At 65.3% G+C, this 18,509-nt stretch carries 20 protein-coding genes; 12 read left to right on the forward strand and 8 right to left on the reverse strand.

Annotated features, from left to right (window positions below; all coding sequences use genetic code 11):
* Positions 1–23 precede the first annotated feature (23 nt).
* A complete protein-coding gene (locus tag ACSHT2_RS00655) occupies positions 24–794 on the reverse strand; it encodes an exodeoxyribonuclease III (protein ID WP_440639941.1) in 771 nt (256 codons plus the stop codon).
* A gap of 39 nt (positions 795–833) precedes the next feature.
* On the opposite strand from ACSHT2_RS00655, the gene ACSHT2_RS00660 reads away from it, so the two are divergent.
* The gene (locus ACSHT2_RS00660) at positions 834–1,055 is read left to right on the forward strand and encodes a cysteine rich repeat-containing protein (protein WP_440639942.1); all 222 of its coding nucleotides are present in this window, start codon (positions 834–836) and stop codon (positions 1,053–1,055) included.
* A 150-nt stretch (positions 1,056–1,205) separates the two neighbouring features.
* Here ACSHT2_RS00660 and alr read toward each other — a convergent pair whose 3' ends face one another.
* On the reverse strand, positions 1,206–2,450 hold the full coding sequence (alr, locus tag ACSHT2_RS00665) for an alanine racemase (RefSeq protein WP_440643012.1): 1,245 nt from the start codon (positions 2,448–2,450) through the stop codon (positions 1,206–1,208).
* Between the two features lie 54 nt (positions 2,451–2,504).
* On the reverse strand, positions 2,505–4,010 hold the full coding sequence (locus tag ACSHT2_RS00670) for a replicative DNA helicase (protein ID WP_440639943.1): 1,506 nt from the start codon (positions 4,008–4,010) through the stop codon (positions 2,505–2,507).
* Between the two features lie 547 nt (positions 4,011–4,557).
* Here ACSHT2_RS00670 and ACSHT2_RS00675 point away from each other — a divergent pair.
* Positions 4,558–4,764, forward strand: coding sequence for a transcriptional regulator (locus ACSHT2_RS00675; RefSeq protein ID WP_440639944.1), 207 nt, complete (start codon positions 4,558–4,560; stop codon positions 4,762–4,764).
* Positions 4,765–4,773: 9 nt separating this feature from the next.
* Here the strand turns inward: ACSHT2_RS00675 and ACSHT2_RS00680 are convergent, their stop codons facing one another.
* Positions 4,774–6,024, reverse strand: a complete 1,251-nt coding sequence (locus ACSHT2_RS00680) for a class I SAM-dependent methyltransferase (RefSeq protein WP_440639945.1) — start codon at positions 6,022–6,024, stop codon at positions 4,774–4,776.
* 276 nt (positions 6,025–6,300) lie between these two features.
* Here ACSHT2_RS00680 and ACSHT2_RS00685 point away from each other — a divergent pair, with 276 nt between their 5' ends.
* The 3 genes from ACSHT2_RS00685 (at position 6,301) to ACSHT2_RS00695 (ending at position 8,446) form a co-directional block, all read left to right on the forward strand.
* Complete coding sequence (locus tag ACSHT2_RS00685) at positions 6,301–7,260, forward strand: hypothetical protein (RefSeq protein WP_440639946.1); 960 nt, start codon at positions 6,301–6,303, stop codon at positions 7,258–7,260.
* A gap of 110 nt (positions 7,261–7,370) precedes the next feature.
* Entirely contained in the window at positions 7,371–7,967 is a 597-nt protein-coding gene (locus ACSHT2_RS00690; protein WP_440639947.1) for a TetR/AcrR family transcriptional regulator, read from the forward strand.
* An 11-nt stretch (positions 7,968–7,978) separates the two neighbouring features.
* A complete protein-coding gene (locus ACSHT2_RS00695; RefSeq protein WP_440639948.1) occupies positions 7,979–8,446 on the forward strand; it encodes a PaaI family thioesterase in 468 nt (155 codons plus the stop codon).
* 157 nt (positions 8,447–8,603) lie between these two features.
* On the opposite strand, the gene rplI is transcribed toward ACSHT2_RS00695, so the two are convergent.
* The 4 genes from rplI to rpsF form a co-directional block, all read right to left on the reverse strand.
* Positions 8,604–9,203 (reverse strand): 50S ribosomal protein L9, encoded by a 600-nt coding sequence (rplI, locus tag ACSHT2_RS00700; protein WP_440639949.1) that lies wholly within the window; start codon positions 9,201–9,203, stop codon positions 8,604–8,606.
* 48 nt (positions 9,204–9,251) lie between these two features.
* A complete protein-coding gene (locus ACSHT2_RS00705; protein WP_440639950.1) occupies positions 9,252–10,229 on the reverse strand; it encodes a hypothetical protein in 978 nt (325 codons plus the stop codon).
* 133 nt (positions 10,230–10,362) lie between these two features.
* Positions 10,363–10,602, reverse strand: a complete 240-nt coding sequence (rpsR, locus tag ACSHT2_RS00710; protein ID WP_007592020.1) for a 30S ribosomal protein S18 — start codon at positions 10,600–10,602, stop codon at positions 10,363–10,365.
* 5 nt (positions 10,603–10,607) lie between these two features.
* Positions 10,608–11,108, reverse strand: coding sequence for a 30S ribosomal protein S6 (gene rpsF, locus ACSHT2_RS00715; RefSeq protein ID WP_319329305.1), 501 nt, complete (start codon positions 11,106–11,108; stop codon positions 10,608–10,610).
* A 344-nt stretch (positions 11,109–11,452) separates the two neighbouring features.
* Between rpsF and ACSHT2_RS00720 the strand changes: the two genes are divergently transcribed.
* The 7 genes from ACSHT2_RS00720 (at position 11,453) to mltG (ending at position 18,497) form a co-directional block, all read left to right on the forward strand.
* On the forward strand, positions 11,453–12,157 hold the full coding sequence (locus ACSHT2_RS00720; protein WP_440639951.1) for a TetR/AcrR family transcriptional regulator C-terminal domain-containing protein: 705 nt from the start codon (positions 11,453–11,455) through the stop codon (positions 12,155–12,157).
* Between the two features lie 3 nt (positions 12,158–12,160).
* A complete protein-coding gene (locus tag ACSHT2_RS00725) occupies positions 12,161–13,186 on the forward strand; it encodes a fatty acid desaturase family protein (RefSeq protein WP_440639952.1) in 1,026 nt (341 codons plus the stop codon).
* A gap of 187 nt (positions 13,187–13,373) precedes the next feature.
* Positions 13,374–14,333 (forward strand): ACP S-malonyltransferase, encoded by a 960-nt coding sequence (gene fabD, locus ACSHT2_RS00730; protein ID WP_440639953.1) that lies wholly within the window; start codon positions 13,374–13,376, stop codon positions 14,331–14,333.
* Positions 14,334–14,435: 102 nt separating this feature from the next.
* Positions 14,436–15,173, forward strand: a complete 738-nt coding sequence (fabG, locus tag ACSHT2_RS00735) for a 3-oxoacyl-[acyl-carrier-protein] reductase (RefSeq protein ID WP_319329312.1) — start codon at positions 14,436–14,438, stop codon at positions 15,171–15,173.
* A gap of 310 nt (positions 15,174–15,483) precedes the next feature.
* Entirely contained in the window at positions 15,484–15,723 is a 240-nt protein-coding gene (locus ACSHT2_RS00740; RefSeq protein ID WP_008551805.1) for an acyl carrier protein, read from the forward strand.
* A gap of 108 nt (positions 15,724–15,831) precedes the next feature.
* Positions 15,832–17,097 (forward strand): beta-ketoacyl-ACP synthase II, encoded by a 1,266-nt coding sequence (gene fabF, locus ACSHT2_RS00745; protein WP_440639954.1) that lies wholly within the window; start codon positions 15,832–15,834, stop codon positions 17,095–17,097.
* Between the two features lie 125 nt (positions 17,098–17,222).
* Positions 17,223–18,497: an endolytic transglycosylase MltG gene (gene mltG, locus ACSHT2_RS00750; RefSeq protein WP_440639955.1), complete on the forward strand. Its 1,275-nt coding sequence runs from the start codon at positions 17,223–17,225 to the stop codon at positions 18,495–18,497.
* Positions 18,498–18,509 lie beyond the last annotated feature (12 nt).

The following is an 18,509-nucleotide window of genomic DNA, read 5'->3' on the forward strand; positions in this document are numbered from 1 at the left end:
ACGGCAGGAATTTGTGGTGAGGGTCACCGCAACACCACCCATGCCGGCGCGTGATCGCTCGCACCATCCTCGCCGCGGATCTTCCTGTCGACGCCGGCTTTTGCCAGGCGCGGGGCGAGGGCAGGGCTGAGCAGGAGATGATCGAGCCGCAGGCCTGCGTCGCGCGGCCAGCGGTTTCGCTTGTAGTCCCAGAACGTGTAGATGCGCTCGTCCGGATGGAACTCGCGGATCGCGTCGCACCAGCCTTGTTCGACCAGCGAGGCAAACGCCGCGCGGCTCTTCGGCTGGATCAGCGCATCCTTGTTCCACGAGCGCGTCGGGTAGATGTCGATCTCGGTTGGCGCGACGTTGTAGTCGCCGGCGAGCACAACGGGCAGGTCCTGCTTGATGAACGTTCTGGCGTGGCGCCTGAGCCGCGCGAACCAGTCGAGCTTGTAGTCGAATTTCGGTCCCGGCTGCGGATTGCCGTTCGGCAGGTAGATGCTGGTGACGATGATGCCGCGCACGGCGGCTTCGATGTAGCGGGCTTCGAGATCGTCAGGCCTTCCCGGCAAGCGGTCGCGGGTGAGAATGGGCTCGGCATTGCGGGCCAGGATGGCGACGCCGTTCCACGTCTTTTGTCCACACCAGACCGCGCCGTAGCCGGCCTTTTCGATCGCAGCCGCCGGAAATTCGCCATCACTTGCCTTCAACTCTTGAAGCGCGACGACATCGGGCCTTGCGACGCGCATCCATGCCAACAGATTGGGCAGGCGGCGGTTGATGTTGTTGATGTTGAATGTCGCGATCTTCATGTAGAGCTACCGGCTCCTGCCTTCCTCACCGGAGATACCATGTCCAAGTTGAGCTTTGCCGCTATCGTCGTCGCCGTCGCGTTCTCCGGGCTCGCGTCGGCACAGTCGTCCGACCCGCGTGGTGCGTGCAAGGCAGACTACGACAAATTCTGCGCCGGCATCGCGCCCGGTGGCGGCCGCGTCGTCGCCTGCCTCAACGGCAAGCGCGATCAGCTCAGCGACACCTGCAAGACGGCGTTGGACAGCAGGAAGAAGAAGTAAGCAATCCCTTCCGTGTCCCGGACGTGCGTAGCGCGAGCCGGGACCCAGAAGGCGGCACAGTCCAATGCGAAGAGATGGGCCCCGGCTCCTGCCGCGCACTACGCCGCGAAGCGCGGCGCACTGCGCTGCGTCCGGGGCGCCCGCCGAGGCTCAGCTCGGCGGCGGCGAGAGCGGCTGCTCGGCTCCCGTCGGCGGCGCCGGCCGTTCCAGCGGCTCCACCGCATCGCCGCCCTTGTAGATGCGGGCATAACGGGGGCCGAGGCTGGTCAGCACCTCGTAGCCGATCGTGCCGAAATGGTGTGCGAGTTCGTCGACGGTGATGCCGTCGCCGAGCAGCGTGACCATGTGACCGCGCCGTGCCGCGTTCGGCGGCAGGTCGGTGATGTCGATGGCGATCAGGTCCATCGAGATGCGGCCCGCGATCGGGCAGCGCTTGCCGGCCACGATGACCTCGGCGCCGCGGGTGCCGTCATTGGAGCTGGCGGCGCGGAAATAGCCGTCGGCATAGCCGACCGCGATGATCGCAAGTTTCGTCGGCCGCCGCGCGGTCCAGGTGCCGCCATAGCCGACGCTCTCGCCGCGCTCGATATTGCGGATTTGCACGATGCGCGCCTTGAGCTCGACCACCGGCTGCATCGGATTGTCGGCCTCCGGCGTCGGGTTGACGCCGTAGAGCGCAGCCCCCGGTCGCACCAGGTCGAACTGGAATGGTGCGCCGAGGAAGATGCCGGAGGAATTGGCGAGGGCCGCCGGGACGCCTGAGAATTCACTGGCAATGCTGCGGAAGGTCGCGAGCTGTTTGGCATTCAGCGGGCTGTTGAGCTGCTCGGCCGAGACCAGATGGCTCATCACCAGCGTGATGCCGTGATCGCCGGCATTGATGCGGGGGATGATGGCCTGCGCGTCCGCAAGCGTCAGGCCGAGCCGGTTCATGCCGGTGTCGATGTGAACAGCCGCGCCGCCGGTCCAGCCGCTGCGGCGGCAGAATACGTCCCATTCGGCGAGCTCGTTGAGATCGCCGATCACCGGACGGCAATTGATCTTGGCGTAGTGCTCGCCGGTGTTCTGGAAATAGCCCCCGAGCACGTAGATCGTGGGCTCCGGAACGGCCGCGCGCACCTTGCGCGCTTCCTCGATGGTGGCGACGAAGAAGGTCCTGCAGCCCGCCTTGCTCAGGGCTCGCGACACCTGCTCGGCGCCGCAGCCATAGGCGTCGGCCTTGATCACCGCCGAGCATTCGGCCGGCACCGCCGTCTTCTCGAGCTTGCGCCAATTGGCGATGATCGCGTCGAGATCGACGGTCAGCACGCCGCCATAGGCCGCGAGCGCGGCAGCCTGATCGGCCCCTGCGGAGAGAGGGCCGGATTGCGGAATCGTTTTCGGGTCGGACGCCATTGTCATGGCGCCGTTTTACGCAAGAGGCAGGTTTGGTTCAACCCGGGGAACAATCTAGTAGTCGCTGCGATCCGGCAGCTGGCCGTCATGCGCGAGGTCGCCGAAGCGCGTGACCGAGGCATCGAAGTGCAGCTCGACCGTGCCGGTCGGCCCGTGGCGCTGCTTGCCGATGATGACTTCGGCCCGGCCCACCGTGCGCTCCATGTCGGCCTGCCATTTGGCGTGTTCCTCGGTGCCGGGACGCGGCTCCTTCATGGCGAGGTAATATTCCTCGCGGAACACGAACAGCACGACGTCGGCGTCCTGCTCGATCGAACCGGATTCGCGCAGGTCCGAGAGCTGCGGCCGCTTGTCGTCGCGCGATTCCACCTGACGCGAAAGCTGCGACAGCGCGATCACGGGAACGTTGAGCTCCTTGGCCAGCGCCTTGAGGCTGGTCGTGATCTCCGTGATTTCCTGCACACGGCTGTCGTTGGCGCGCTTGCTGGAGCCGGACAGAAGCTGGATGTAGTCGATCACGAGGAGGTCGAGGCCCTTCTGGCGCTTGAGCCGGCGCGCGCGCGCCATCAGCTGCGCGATCGAGAGGCCGCCGGTGGCATCGACGTAGAAGGGCAGCGACTGCAGCTCGATCGAGACCTGCCGGATCTTCTCGAAATCGGCTTCCGAGATGCCGCCGCGCCGGATGTGGGAGGAGGGAATGCCGGTGCGCTCGGCCACGATACGCGTGGCGAGCTGGTCGGCCGACATTTCGCAGGAGAAGAAGCCGATCACGCCGCCATTGGCGGCTTTCATGGTGCCGTCGGCCTGAAGTTCCGGCACGTAGGCTTGCGCGACGTTGTAGGCGATGTTGGTCGCCAGCGAGGTCTTGCCCATGCCGGGACGTCCCGCGACGATGATGAGGTCGGAGTGCTGCAGGCCGCCCATCTTGGTGTCGAGGTCGCGCAGGCCGGTCGAGATGCCGGACAGCTTTCCGTCGCGCTGGAACGCCTTTGCCGCGAGATCGACCGCGACCGTCAGCGCCTGGGAGAATTTCTGGAAGCCGCCGTCATAGCGGCCGGACTCGGCGAGTTCGTACAGCTTTCGCTCGGCGTCCTCGATCTGGGCGCGTGGCTGGAAATCGACCGGGGCGTCATAGGCGACGTTGACCATGTCCTCGCCGATGCCGATCAGGTCGCGCCGCAACGACAGGTCGTAGACGGTGCGGCCGTAGTCTTGGGCGTTGATGATGGTGGTCGCTTCAGCTGCCAGCCGCGCAAGATATTGCCCGATGGTCATGCCACCGACATCGGTATCGGCGGGCAGGAACGTCTTCAGCGTGACGGGCGTCGCGATCTTGCCCATCCGGATCAGGCTGCCGGCGGTCTCGAAGATCGTCTGGTGCAGTGGCTCGAAGAAATGCTTCGCCTCCAGGAAGTCGGAGACGCGGTAGAAGGCGTCGTTGTTGACGAGGACCGCGCCCAGAAGGCTCTGTTCCGCCTCGATATTGTGCGGCGCGCTCCGATAGGCGGGAGTTCCGGCATCGGGCGCGAGTTTGAGAACGTTCGAATCAGTCAGGGCCATGGTCGGACGTGCTTAGCAATTTTCTTGGGCGGATGCGGGGCCGGGATAAAGCGCCGCCCCACGCGAAAGCGGAAGCAAAAGCTGACCGCTATCAACCGCTCAGTTAAAATGGTGGATGATTAGCAGTCGCAGCATGCGCCGCGCTTGACGGATTTCCGCGGAACTCACTCGTCCCAGAGGCCGCGAGCGTGCCATGGAAAAATCCCGAAACCCATGAACCCTATCGATTGGCGCGCAGACCTATTGAGAGCGCGCGAAATGACGCACGCTGGCCGCGTTCGGCTCGGTTCAGACCAGCAGGAGGTAGACCAGCGCAACGAGGGCGGCCCCGACGCCGGTGACGATCAGGGCATAATCGGTACGCAGGTCGTCCGGCACGTCGAATGAGGTTCGGGTCTCTTTGCTCATGGCGACGGTCTAAGACAGGCCCGACCAGACTTATGTGAAGCAGATCACATCTCCCCGGATTCTTTCGGGGATAATGCGGAACAGGCAGGCGGGCCCGGGGATTGTCCATTTCCGCGCCAACAGAGACATGAGGCGAGCGATGCAGCCAGAACGGCAGCACCAGAACTGGCGAAGCGAGGCTGGCAGCCGGCTCTGGCTCTCCGGGTTGATCGCGGCCATGGAGCACGCGGAACGGCCTGACGTCCGTCGCCAGCCGGTCGCACCCGAGATCCTGCAGCAACTGCGTGCACGACTGGCACTCACGGCCTCTTTCCGGACCTCCCGGATGTCGACCTTGCGTCACTAGGACCTGGATCTATTCACCAGCCAGCTTCAGCCTGGGCACGGCCGAGCCTTCACGCGCCCGCAGCCGGGCTTCCTCCCGCTCGATGTAGTCGCGGGTCATCGGCACCACGCCCTGGCGACGGGTAATCTGGATCTGGAAATTCATCATCGCTTGCTTGCGGAACGTCATCTCGCAGGCCGCCAGATAGAACTCCCACATCAGGGCGAAGCGCTCGTCGTAGAGCTGCACCGCCTCCTCGCGCCGCGCCATGAAGCGCTCCCGCCAGGCCTTCAGCGTCTCGGCATAGTGCAGGCGCAGAATCTCGATGTCGCAGACCAGGAGGCCCGCTCGCTCGATCGCCTGCAGCACCTCGGAGAGGGCGGGGATATAGCCGCCGGGGAAGATGTATTTGGCGATCCAGGGATTGGTCGAGTCCGGGCCCTGCGAACGGCCGATCGCGTGCAGCAGCATGACGCCGTCCTCGCGCAGCAATTCGGCGCAGCGTTGGAAGTAGGCCTCGTAGAACCTTGCCCCGACATGTTCCAACATGCCGACCGAGACGATGCGGTCGAACGTACCGTCAATGTCGCGATAATCCTGGAGCAGGAATCTGGCGGAGCCCGTCAGGCCCTTTTCGGCAGCGCGCGTATTGGCGACCTGCAACTGCTCGGTCGACAGCGTGATGCCGGTGACATCGGCGCCCGCGATCTCGGCGAGGTAGAGCCCGAGGCCGCCCCAGCCGGAGCCGATGTCGAGCACGCGCTGCCCGTCGTTGACGAGAAGCTTCGCTGCAATGTGCCGTTTCTTGGCGAGCTGCGCGTCGTCGAGCGGCATCTCGGGCGTTTCGAAATAGGCGCAGCTATATTGCTTGTCGGCATCGAGAAAGAGCGAATAGAGCCGGCCGTCGAGATCATAGTGATGGGCGACGTTGTGGCGGGAGCGGGTGCGGGGATTGAATTGCTTCAGGTGCCGCGTCAGGTAGCGCAGGTGCCACCACGGCTTTGCCCAGTGCGGCAATAGGTCGGGTTGATCGAGCAGGATCGCGAGGGCATCCGCTATGGTGCCGCGCTCGACCACGAACTCGCCGTCCATATAGGCCTCGCCGAGCCCGAGCTCGGGATTGATGAGGCTCTTCCGCTCCGCGTCCGCGGTGACGAAGCGCACCGCGACCGGCTCGCCGGAGCCGTCGCCGACGGTGAACTTCGATCCGTTTGCGCTGGTCACCGTCATCGACCCGCGCCGGATGAACTGAGACAGGAATCTGTGTAACAAACGGTCCATCGGCATTTCCTCTCGAGCGAACCCGAAAGATGCGACTAACCCGGCCTTCACATCTGACGCCCAGGCGCCGCAGCAGTTCCTATGCGTTTGCATCCAAATCTAGCGAGGCGGTTCCGGCAGCGCTATTGCGCTGTATTCAAAGCCGATATTCGAAAATAGCTTAATCACATCCTTGCGCGTGCAGCCTGCTTCCATTCGCAGCTCAATCGGTTAAAAGATGACCGCCGCCGCGCCGGAGGCCGGCTGCATTCGCGGAATTCAATGGAGATGATGGGAATGTCGAGCCGAGCGCTCAGCCTCGCGACGGTATTGCTTCTGACCGGCTTCGGCGCGGCCGATACCGTTTTTGCGCAGGCGACGAACCTCGAGGCCGGCAAGACCCCGTCCCAGCTTTTCGCGCAGACCTGCAATGCCTGCCACAAGAGCCCGCGCGGACTTTTGAAGTCCGTGGCGCCGGGTTCGCTGCCGGGATTCCTGCGCCAGCACTACACCACGAGCTCGGACATGGCGGGCGTCCTTGCCTCCTACCTGATCTCCAACGGTGCCACCGACACCCGCTACCAGGCCAAGGACGGCAAGAAGGACGGAGCCAAGGAGAAGGAATCCAATACCGCTCCGGGCCAGTCACCTGAGCATCGGGGCCGCCGCCACCGTTCGCAAGAGGCCGCCAAGCCGGAAGGCGAGGGTGCTACTCCGGTGCCCGAGGGCGCGCGCCAGAAGCGCGCTGCGCGGCCCGCCGAGGAAAGCGCGACGCCGGAGGGACAGGCAGCGCCCGAGGCGCGCAAAGGCAAGCGGCGCGCCAAGCCGGGCACTGAGGAAGCCCCGAAGGTCGATGCCGCCGCGCCAGCTGCCGAGGACAAGAAGAGCGAGCCAAGGCCGCAGACCGTCAAGCCCGACAGCGCCAAGGCCGAGCCCGACAGCAGCAAGGCATCCGAGAATCCCGTTGAGGCCAAGCCGGATAGCTCAAAGGTCGAGCCGCGCGGCAGCGAGGCTCCGGCATTGCAACCCGACCCGGTCCCGCAGGTGACGCCGGCGGCACCTGCCGCGGCAAAGCCCGCCGAGCCGGCCTTGCCCAAGCCGGCGGAAGAGGCTGCTTCCAGGCCGGCCGCGCCTGCGGCCAGCCCTGAGCCGGCGGCCAAGCCGCAGCAGGAGCCGGCACGGCCCGCGACCGCTGCAGCTCCGCCCGCGGTACCGGCCGAGTCATCCGGTCCGCCCGCACCGCCGATCTCGCGCTAAATCCGCGACGTTCTTTGGCTTGATACACGGAGGCCGCTTTCATCGCGGCCTCCGTATCATATTGACCTGCGCTAGAGTGCCGCTCTAGAGTGATGCTCTAGGAGTTGGCGATGGTGACGAGCGTGCGGGACGACCTGTTGGCAGCCGGGCTGCAGGTGTTCGACCGCGTCGGTTTCGAAGCGGCGACGGTGGCCGCGATCCGCACCCGGGCCCGCGCCTCCAACGGCAGCTTCTTTCACGTCTTCGGCTCGAAGAAGGAGCTCGCCGGTGCGCTGTTTCTGGAGGTCTTGCGGCACTACCATGCCGCGGTGCTGGCCGCGCTCGATCCTGCGCCCGATGCGGAGCAGGGCATCGATCGCTTGATCCGGGCCCATCTCGACTGGGTCGTCACCAGCCGGCGCGAGGCGCGCTACCTCTTCGAGATTTCGCGCAGCGAATGGGGCGAGGACGTGCGCGATGCCCAGCGCGCCCAGAACGCGCGGCTTGCCGAAGGCATCGAGCGCTGGCGCGCGCCGCTGGTTGCAAGCCGCGAGCTTCTGCCGATGACGCCGGTGATGTTCGTCAGCCAGCTGATCGGTCCGGCGCAGATCTTCTGCCGTGCCTTTCTGTCGGGGCGCGACCGCACCGATCCGCGCATTGAGGCCGACACGCTGATCGCTTGCGCCATTCGTGCGCTGAGGCCGTTCGATCGCATCAACAAGAAATAGGGAGAGACTGCATGCGGGCCGAAGCTGATCCGGAATTCGCGCCAATTGCCGAGCGCATCCACGCCAATGTCGGCCGGCAGGGTTTCATGAACCTGGTGGGCGCCGAGCTGTCCGAATTGTCGCGCGGCACCTGCACCATCGCGGTGGAGCGCCGGCCGGAGTTGCTTCAGCAGCACGGCTTCTTCCATGGCGGCGTTACCGCCTTCCTGGTCGACAACGCCACGACGATCGCTGCCGCCACCTCGCGCGGCCAGTCGGCGCTGACGGCCGAATACAAGCTCAATTTGTTGTCGCCAGCGGTCGGCGAAAAGCTGATCTGCCGGGCAAAGGTGATCAAGCCGGGCCGACAGGTCGCGGTGGTTGCCGCCGATGTGTTCTGCGTCAGCGACGGTGTCGAGAAGCACACGGCAACCGCGTTGGCCTCGATCGCGATGTTGAGCGAGGAGGTCGCCGGCAAAACGAAAAGCCCGGCCGCCTGAGACGACCGGGCTGATCTCTACTGCCGTCATTCCGGGGCTCGCGAAGCGAGAACTCTGGTGCGCAATTGCGCGCCTGAGAATCGCGAGATTCCCCGGTGCGCAATTGCGCACCTGAGGTCTGGTCCTTCGGACCATCCCGGAATGACGGCTTGTGGCCTTACTTCTCTTCCGCAGCCGGGGCCGGCTCGACCTCGTCGTGCTCGGCTTCCGGATCGAAGAACTCGCCGGCGGCGGCGATCGCCTCGGCGGCCGCGTCGCGGTCTTCGTTGCGGGTCGAGATGTCCTCGCCGCGGTTGATGCGCTCGGCTTCGTCCTGGCTGCGCGCGACCGTGACGGTGATCTCGACCTCGACTTCGGGATGAATCGCAACCGTGACCGTGTGCTTGCCGATGGTCTTGATCGGCGCGTCGAGCTGCACCTGCGGGCGGTCGAGGTGGACGCCGTCGGCCTCGAACGCCATGACGATGTCGCGCACGGTGACCGAGCCGAACAGCTGGCCGGCTTCGGAGGCCTGGCGGATCACGATGATGTTCTTGCCCTGGATCTTCTCGGCGACCTTGGACGCTTCGCCCTTGGCCTGGAGATTGCGGGCTTCGAGGTCGGCCTTCATGCCGTCATATCTGGCACGGTTGTCGGCGGTGGCGCGCAGCGCCTTGCCGCGCTTGAGCAGGAAATTGCGAGCGTAGCCGTCGCGAACCTTCACGACTTCGCCCATCTGGCCGAGCTTGTTGACGCGTTCCAGCAAAATGACTTCCATATTCGTTCTCCTCTTGAAGTGCTCTGTAGGTTTCAGTTTCGGGGTGACTTAAGGGGTCGGCAGTGGGGGCGGCTGCCGGCTGCGCAGGAAGCGCTCGCGAAAGCCGAACACGGCATCCGCAAGACCCAGGATCACCATCGCGATCACGGGCCATCCGAACACGACGACGACGGCGTAGGTCGAGCCGAGCCAGAACGTGCGACTCTTCAGCGCGAGCGTCAGCGTATGCAGCACGGCGAAACCGGTCAGCGCATAGGCCATCATCAGCGCGGCCGTGGCGATCTGCGCGACGATGGCAGGCAGCCCGCCGGTGAAGCACAAGGCGAGCGCGATGCAGAGCGCCACCAGGGTCATTGGCGGCAGCTCGGCCGTCATCAGATCCGGCCAGGGACGGCGCAGCCGGCCCGACGTCGCCGTCACCTTGGCGCTGAGCCAGAGGTTGAGAGTCAGTGTCATCATCGCGATGATGGTGGCGCCGGCCGGTACGATGCGCACCAGCGCGTCGACGAATTGGCTGGCTTCGCCCGAGGTTTGCGGGTCGGTGGTGCGAAGGAGGCGCATCAGGCCGCGCCGCAGCGTGCCGGTGATGGTCTCGGCGTCGGTGCCGAGCGTGAGCAGGGCGGCCATCGTGGTCAGCGTGGCAAAGCCTGCAATCCAGAGCAGGATGCGGCCGACCGGATACCACTCGATCTCGGGCTTTGCCGGCGGTTCGGCGGCGGCGTCGGGCGTGAGGCTTCCCACCTGCCGGCCGAGCAGGACGAGATGACCAAGCCACCAGGCCGGCAATGCGACGGTGACGGCGAAGGCGATGCAGTAGGGCAGGCCGAACAGGGCGCCGAGGCCGATCGCGGCGGCAATGCCGCCGAGGCTCGCGCAAAGCGGTCCCCAGCCGATCGCGGCGACCATCAGCGGCAGAGGTGCGAGGTAAAACAGGACGAGCGAGATCAGCGCGCCCGAGATGATCGAGGCGAACATCAGGGCCGACGCGGCGCCGGCGATCAGGGCTATCAGTCCAAAGGCCATCATCAGCTGTCCCGCTCCCTTCGAGCGGTTAGAGGCGTCGTTTGCCCCAACCATCGGCGACCGGACGACCCGGAAGCCTTATGAGTTCAGAAAGTCACGACCGGCGGCCCAGCGGCCGCCGGTCGAACTGGTCGTATCAGCGAATGACGTAGGGCAAGAGGCCCAGGAAGCGCGCGCGCTTGATGGCGCGGGCGAGCTCACGCTGCTTCTTCGCGGACACCGCGGTGATGCGGCTCGGCACGATCTTGCCGCGCTCGGAGACGTAACGCATCAGCAGCTTGGAGTCCTTGTAGTCGATCTTCGGCGCATTGGCGCCCGTGAACGGGCAGCTCTTGCGACGACGGAAAAACGGGCGACGTGCACCAGCTTCAGCCATTGTTCTTACTCCCCTTCCGTCGTGGTTTCAGCTTCCTCGCGCGGACGGCGCGGGCCGCGGTCACCGCGGAAGCCGCCACCGTCGCGATCGCCACCACGGAAACCGCCCTCGCGGTCGCCACGGAAGCCGCCTTCACGCTCACCGCGGAAGCCGCCACCACGGTCGTCACGCTCGCGATCGCGGTCGGCCTTGCGCATCATCGCGGACGGGCCTTCCTCGAGTTCCTCGACGCGGACGCTGAGATAGCGGATCACGTCTTCGCTGATGCGCTCCTGGCGCTCGATCTCGGCGATCGCCGCTGACGGCGCGTCGATGTTGAGCAGCACGAAGTGCGCCTTGCGGTTCTTGTTCATGCGGTAGGTGAGGGAGCGCACGCCCCAATTCTCGGTCTTGGTGACCTTGCCGCCGAGACCTTCGACGATGCCGGTCATCTGCGCAGTCAGCTCTTCGACCTGCTGCGGGCTCGCGTCCTGACGCGCGAGAAAAACATGCTCGTAAAGAGGCATGGAAGTCCTTTCCTCATGTTGGCGCATCGCCCGGCGTCAAGCCCTTAAGAGACCTTCGGAAAGGACTCTGGGATGAAGCTCAGAAGGCGGAAACACGGGACGACGGGCCGACTGGCCCTGCCACACCAAAATCACGAATGATTTGCTGAGACCGTCCGTTCAGCTCCCGGCCGGGGTCTGCGGATGCGCGCCTTATACGGATTTTGGCCGGCTTTGCAAGTTTGGGGGCCAGGTTTCGGCCCGGATACCCGGGCGCGGCGAGATCACACCATCCTTCCATACCGCATCCGGGCTTGATCTATTTGTTTGTATGTCATACAAATAAATCAGCGAAGAGGACCTCCATGGCGGAAACCCCGGCCCATGAGCCGCTCGAGGCGGCAGGCGACCCCAAGCACGCCGCGCGTGCGACGCGTTCGGCCGGCCGCAAAATGCGGTCGCTGCTCCTGGATGCTGCGAGCCCGCTATTTCGGGAGCGCGGGCTGTCTGGCACGGCAATCACCGACATCGCGGCCGCCGCGGACGCGTTCCCGAGCCAGATCACCTATTACTTCCGCACCAAGGAGGCGCTGTTCGTCGAATGCGCCTGCCGCGATCTGCTGTATCTGGCGCGGACCACCGAGCAGGCGGCGCTAAGGGCGCGCACGCCCCGGGAATATACCCACGCGCTGGCCGAGACGGTCACGGCGAGCGATTCGGTCGCTTTCTTCGCGGAAGCGCTGACATTGACACGTCGTCGCCAGGATCTGGCACCGCTGGTCGAGCGCACCATCGAACGCCTGCACGGCGAAGGCGCGCGCGCCTATGCGAGCCAGGTGACGCGGCACGGCTGGCGCTCCCTGCGCGCGCCCGACGAAAGCTCGCGGCGGTTCTGGGCCGTCGCCATCGGCGTCATCCTCGAAGGCTACGCCATGGGCCGTTCGCCCGAGGAGCTCTGCGCCGAGATGCTGCGCGTGCTGGGCGAGCAGGCGAAATCCACCGGCGACACGGGGCGTCTGCGTCTCGTCGAGGAGGCCGGCGCATCCAGCAATTCGAATGGAGAGGGTTAGGCCATGACCGCGCTTCGCATGCGTGCCCGCGATTTCCTGACCGACGATCAATTGGCGGATGTGCGCCAGCGCGTGACATGGAAAGGCGCTGCACTGATCGCGCACGCCTGGGCGCTGATATCAGGAGCGATCGCCCTGGTCGCGTGGTGGCCCAATCCGATCACCTACGTCCTCGCCGTCGCCATCATCGGCTCGCGCCAGCTCGGCCTTGCGATCCTGATGCATGACGGTGCGCATGGCTGCCTGTCCGCCGACGAGAAGACCAATCTGGCGCTGAGCCAGTGGTTCTGCGCTTATCCGCTGTTTGCGGAGACGCGCAGCTACCGGCGCTATCACCTGCAGCATCATGCGCGCACCCAGCAGGAGGACGATCCTGATCTCGTGCTGTCGGCGCCGTTTCCGATCACCAGGCTGAGTTATCGCCGCAAGTTCTTTCGCGACATCACCGGCCAGACCGGCTACCAGCAGCGCAAAGCGCAATTGCTCAACGCGCTTGGGCCAAAGGAGTGGCCGTGGCGGCAGCGTGCGGCGCATTTCTGGGAGAAGCTTGGCCCGCAATGTGTCGTCAACGCGATCATGTTTGCGGCGCTCGCTGCGGCCGGCGTGTGGTGGGCCTATCCGCTGCTATGGCTGGTGCCGCTCCTGACCTGGATGATGGTCATCACCCGCATTCGCAACATTGCAGAGCACGCCGTCGTCCCCGATAGCAGCGATCCCCTGCGCAACACCCGCACCACACATGCCAATTTTCTCGAGCGCCTGTTCGTCGCGCCGTACTACGTGAACTATCACCTCGAGCATCATCTCTTGTTCTACGTACCCTGCTACAATCTGCCGAAGGTGCATCGCCTCCTGAGTGCGAGCCGGCACGCCGGTCGCATGGAAGTGCAGCCGAACTACGCGGCGGTGTTGCGGCTGGCGACGGCCAGGCCGGATCGCGAGGATCGGCCGGGGCAACTCGTCAACAGTGCGCGCCGCGCGCAGGCCGGGGCGGACGTCGATGCCAACCAGACCGCCGGCGGGTTCTGAGGGGGCGCATTCCCGGTTGAATGCTGGTCGAAGCTCCCATCTCGGCTTGACAGTGCAGCCCCGGACGGTGTCTACGGCCCCCTTTGGAGCATGATCCGGAACCATGGCCCAAGACCGTGCGTACAAGGCCGTGCCACATCGGCTGCCGGTTCTCGCAGGGACCATGCCCGACAAGCAGGGAGCGCCGATGACGGCTGCATTCACATTTCCTGGGCAGGGTTCCCAGGCAGTCGGCATGGGCAAGGCCCTGGCCGACGCCTTTCCGGTGGCGCGCGCCGTGTTCGACGAGGTCGATGCCGCGCTTGGGGAGAAGCTGACGGCCGTCATCTGGGAAGGTCCGGCCGAAACCCTCCAGCTCACTGAGAACGCCCAGCCGGCGCTGATGGCGGTGTCTGTCGCCACGCTGCGCGTGCTCGAGGCTGAGGCTGGTTTTTCCGTGGGACGAGATGCGGCCTTCGTCGCCGGTCATTCGCTTGGTGAATATTCGGCGCTGGCCGCGGCCGGCAGCCTGACCGTTTCGGATACCGCCCGTCTGCTTCGCACGCGCGGTCTCGCAATGCAAAAGGCTGTCCCGGTCGGCGCCGGTGCGATGGCCGCGCTGCTCGGCCTCGACTACGAAGCCGCCATGGAGGTCGCCAACGAGGCGGCGCAGGGGCAGGTCTGCCAGGCCGCCAACGACAATGGCGGCGGACAGGTAGTGGTCTCGGGCGACAAGGCCGCGGTCGATCGCGCCGTCGAGATCGCCAAGGCCAAGGGCGCCAAGCGGGCGATGCTGCTGCCGGTGTCCGCGCCGTTCCATTGCAAGCTGATGCAGCCGGCTGCGGACGCCATGGCGGACGCGCTGGCCAAGGTCACGATCAAGACACCGGCCGCGCCGCTGGTGTCGAACGTGCTGGCGAGCGCCATCACTGATCCCGACGAGATCCGCCGCCGCCTGGTCGAGCAGGTCACCGGCACGGTGCGCTGGCGCGAGTCGGTCGCTTATATGGCCGGGCAGGGCGTCACCCGCTTCTTCGAGATCGGCGCCGGCAAGGTGCTGACAGGTCTTGTGAAGCGCATCGCGGACGGTGCCGTCGGCATTGCTGTCGGCGGTCCGAACGATATTGCCGCCGCCAAGGATGCATTGGCCGCTGCGAAGCAGGCTTGAAGCACGATGAATGGTCGTCGCGCTTGAGTTCTCGAGTTGACGCACGATCTTTCCGGTAAACCGCTGCGCATTTTTCCGGGTCGTGCTTTGGAGGAGTTATCGATGTTCGATCTGACTGGCCGAAAGGCGCTTGTCACCGGGGCGACCGGCGGCATCGGCGGCGCGATCGCGCAGGCGCTGCACGCGCAGGGCGCCACCGTCGCGATATCGGGGACGCGGAAGGAAGTGCTGGACGAGCTTGCGGGCAAGCTCGGCGAGCGCGCCCATGTGCTGCCCTGCAATCTTTCCAAGGCTGACGAGGTCGAGGCGCTGGTGCCGGCTGCGGAAGCGGCGATGGGCCAGGTCGACATTCTCATCGCCAATGCGGGCATCACGCGCGACAATCTCTTCGTGCAACTCCGTGACGAGGACTGGGACGAGGTCATCAATGTCAATCTGACCGCGACCTTCCGCCTGGCGCGCGCCGCGACCAAGCTGATGATGCGCAAGCGCTTCGGCCGCATCATCGCCATCACCTCGGTGGTCGGTGTCACCGGCAATCCGGGACAGGGCAATTATACCGCGTCGAAGGCGGGCCTGATCGGCATGATCAAGACGTTGGGCGCCGAATACGCCAAGCGTGGCGTCACCGCGAACTGCATCGCGCCCGGCTTCATCAAGACGCCGATGACGGATGCGCTCAACGACAAGCAGCGTGAAACGATTCTCAGCAAGGTTCCGGCCGCCCGACTGGGGACGCCCGAGGACATCGCAGCGGCCGCGGTCTACCTGAGTTCGAACGAGGCATCCTATGTCACCGGGCAGACCATCCACGTCAACGGCGGCATGGCCATGATCTGACGCCTCGTGCCGCACCGCCGTCAAGGCGGTGCCCGATGCGGCAAACGGCCGTTTCCGGAGCGAAATGAGGCTTGTAGTCAACGCAATTGAAGTATGATAACCGGACCTTCAACGGATGGGCAAAGAACGCCATTGCAGGTTTTTGAAACCCTGTATATTGGCGATGCGGAGCCTTTGGCCGTCTTTCGCCGGGGCCTGCATCGGTTAGGATGGGCCAAATCAAGTTCGTAAGCGAAGGCAGTCAAACGACCACGACGGCTCGTATCGTCCCGGGGGGTCGGGTCTACAGGGAACAACACGAGGTTAAGCAATGAGTGACATTGGCGAGCGGGTTAAGAAGATCGTGGTCGAACACCTTGGTGTTGAGCCCGAGAAGGTTGTCGACAACGCGAGCTTCATCGACGACCTCGGCGCCGACAGTCTGGATACCGTCGAGCTGGTGATGGCGTTCGAGGAGGAATTCGGTTGCGAGATTCCGGACGACGCTGCGGAAACGATTCTCACCGTCGGCGATGCCACGAAGTTTCTCGAGAAGAACGCGAAGAGCTAAGCTCTTCTATTTTCGCGGGGACAACATTGAAACCGGACGGGCCGCTTCGCAGCGGTCAGCCGGTTTCTTGTTATTGGCCGTGAATCTTTCGATGCGGAGTTTTCGGATATGAGGCGGGTTGTCGTCACGGGCCTCGGCATGGTCTCGCCACTCGGCTGTGGCGTCGAACCGACCTGGAAGCGCATTCTCAACGGCGAAAGCGGTGCGCGCAGGATCGAGAGCTTCGATGTCTCCGATCTTCAGACCAAGATCGCCTGCACGGTCGTGCGCGGCGACGGGACCAACGACAGCTTCAACCCCGACAAGTGGATGGAGCCGAAGGACCAGCGCAAGGTCGACGACTTCATCATCTTCGGCATGGCCGCGGCCGGCCAGGCGCTCGACGACGCCAACTGGCATCCCGAGACTGAAGAGGACAAGTGCGCGACCGGCACCATGATCGGGTCCGGCATCGGCGGCCTCAACGGCATCGCCGAAACCGCCATCCTCCTGAAGGAGCGCGGACCGCGCCGGGTGTCGCCGTTCTTCATTCCGGGCCGCCTGATCAATCTCGCCTCCGGCTACGTCTCGATCGCGCACGGGCTGAAGGGGCCGAACCATGCGGTGGTCACCGCCTGCTCGACCGGCGCTCATGCGGTCGGCGATGCTGCCCGCCTGATCGCACTCGGCGATGCCGATGTGATGGTCGCAGGAGGTGCCGAGTCGCCGATCGGCCGCATCGGCATTGCCGGCTTCAACGCCGCGCGCGCGCTATCGACTGGTTTCAACGAGACACCCGAGAAGGCCTCGCGTCCCTACGACAAGGACCGCGATGGTTTCGTGATGGGCGAGGGGGCCGGCGTCCTCGTGCTGGAAGAGCTCGATCACGCCCGGCGCCGCGGCGCCAGGATCTATGCCGAGGTGATCGGCTATGGCCTGTCGGGTGACGCCTATCACATCACCTCGCCGTCGCCCGACGGCGATGGCGGCTTCCGCAGCATGTCGGCGGCGCTGAAGCGCGCCGGCCTCACGCCGTCCGATCTCGACTACATCAACGCGCACGGCACCTCGACGCCGCTCGGCGACGAGATTGAGCTCGGCGCGGTCGAGCGTCTGCTCGGCAATGCCGCCTCCAAGGTTGCGATGTCCTCGACCAAGTCGTCGACCGGCCATCTCCTCGGCGCGGCCGGTGCGATCGAAGCGATCTTCGCGATTCTCGCGATTCGCGATAATGTCGTGCCGCCAACGATTAACCTCGACAATCCGTCGGTCGAGACTGCGATTGATCTCGTGCCGCACAAGGCGAAGGAGCGTGAGGTCAACGTCGCATTGTCGAACTCTTTTGGTTTTGGCGGTACCAATGCGTCGGTGATCGTCCGGCGCTTGGTCAGTTAGTTGCGTTTGAGACGAAACCACCGTTTTGCCGCATTCGGCGATAGTCATGGACGTGGGCGCGTGCATTTTGGCAGGGCAAGCGATTGTCGGGCCGCGATTGAACCGGCAGGATTCAGGTTGTTTCGATGAGTGAAAGGCCGCCCATTTCACCCCGGAGTCCGCGGGCAGCGCTCGAGCCCGAGCAGCTCCCGCCGCCACCCAAGCGATCGGACCGCGCGCGCAATCCGCTCGTGATCGTCGGCAACGCCATCATCACTCTTCTGCTGATCACCATGCTCGGCGCCGGCGGCGTCTATTATTACGGCCGGCAGATGCTCGAGGCGCCGGGACCGCTGAAGGACGACAAGATCGTCAACATCCCGCAGCGCGCGGGCAAGCGTGACATCGCCGAGACGCTGAACCGGGAAGGCGTGACCGACGTCAATCCCTGGGTGTTCATCGCCAGCGTCGCCGCGTTGAAGGCGAGCTCTGACCTCAAGCCGGGCGAGTATTCGTTCCAGAAGAACGCGTCGCTGCGCGACGTCATCGCGACCATCGTCGAGGGCAAGGTGGTGCAGCATGCCGTCACGATTCCGGAAGGCCTGACCTCCGAGCAGATCGTGGCGCGGCTGTCCGACAACGACATCTTCACCGGCAGCGTGCGCGAGCTGCCGCGCGAAGGCACGCTGTTGCCGGAGACCTACAAATTCCCGCGCGGCACCCCGCGCGAGCAGGTGGTCCAGCGCATGCAGCAGGCGCACAAGCGCGTGCTGGCCGAGATCTGGGAGCGCCGCAATCCGGACATTCCGGTCAAGACGCCGGAGCAGCTGGTCACGCTGGCGTCCATCATCGAGAAGGAAACCGGCAAGCCCGACGAGCGCAGCCGCGTCGCCGCGGTGTTCGTCAATCGATTGAAGCAGAGGATCAAGCTGCAATCCGACCCGACGATCATCTATGGCCTCGTCGGCGGCAAGGGCACGCTGGGCCGCCCGATCAAGCGCAGCGAGATCACGCAGCCCTCGCCCTACAACACCTATGTGATCGAGGGCCTGCCGCCGGGTCCGATCTCCAATCCGGGCCGCGCCTCGCTCGAGGCTGCCGCCAACCCGGCCCGCACCCGCGACCTCTATTTCGTCGCGGACGGCACCGGCGGGCATGCCTTCACCGAGACCTACGACGCGCACCAGAAGAACGTCGCGAAACTGCGCGCGATGGAGAAGCAGATCCAGAACGACACGGTCGAGCCGGCCGAGGAGGCGCAGCCGCCGGCGGCCAGCGCACCGGCTGCCACCGATACGCCGACCGCGACCACGCCGGCGCGGCCGAGCCAGCAGAGAAAACCGCCGGCCACTCGCCCCGCCAATCCGGCGCCGGCCCGGCAGGGCGCGGTGCAGTCCTCGCCGCCGGTGGTCCAGCGCTAGTCTAGGCTTGCG

This window comes from Bradyrhizobium sp. PUT101 (assembly GCF_052043945.1).
GTDB lineage: Bacteria > Pseudomonadota > Alphaproteobacteria > Rhizobiales > Xanthobacteraceae > Bradyrhizobium.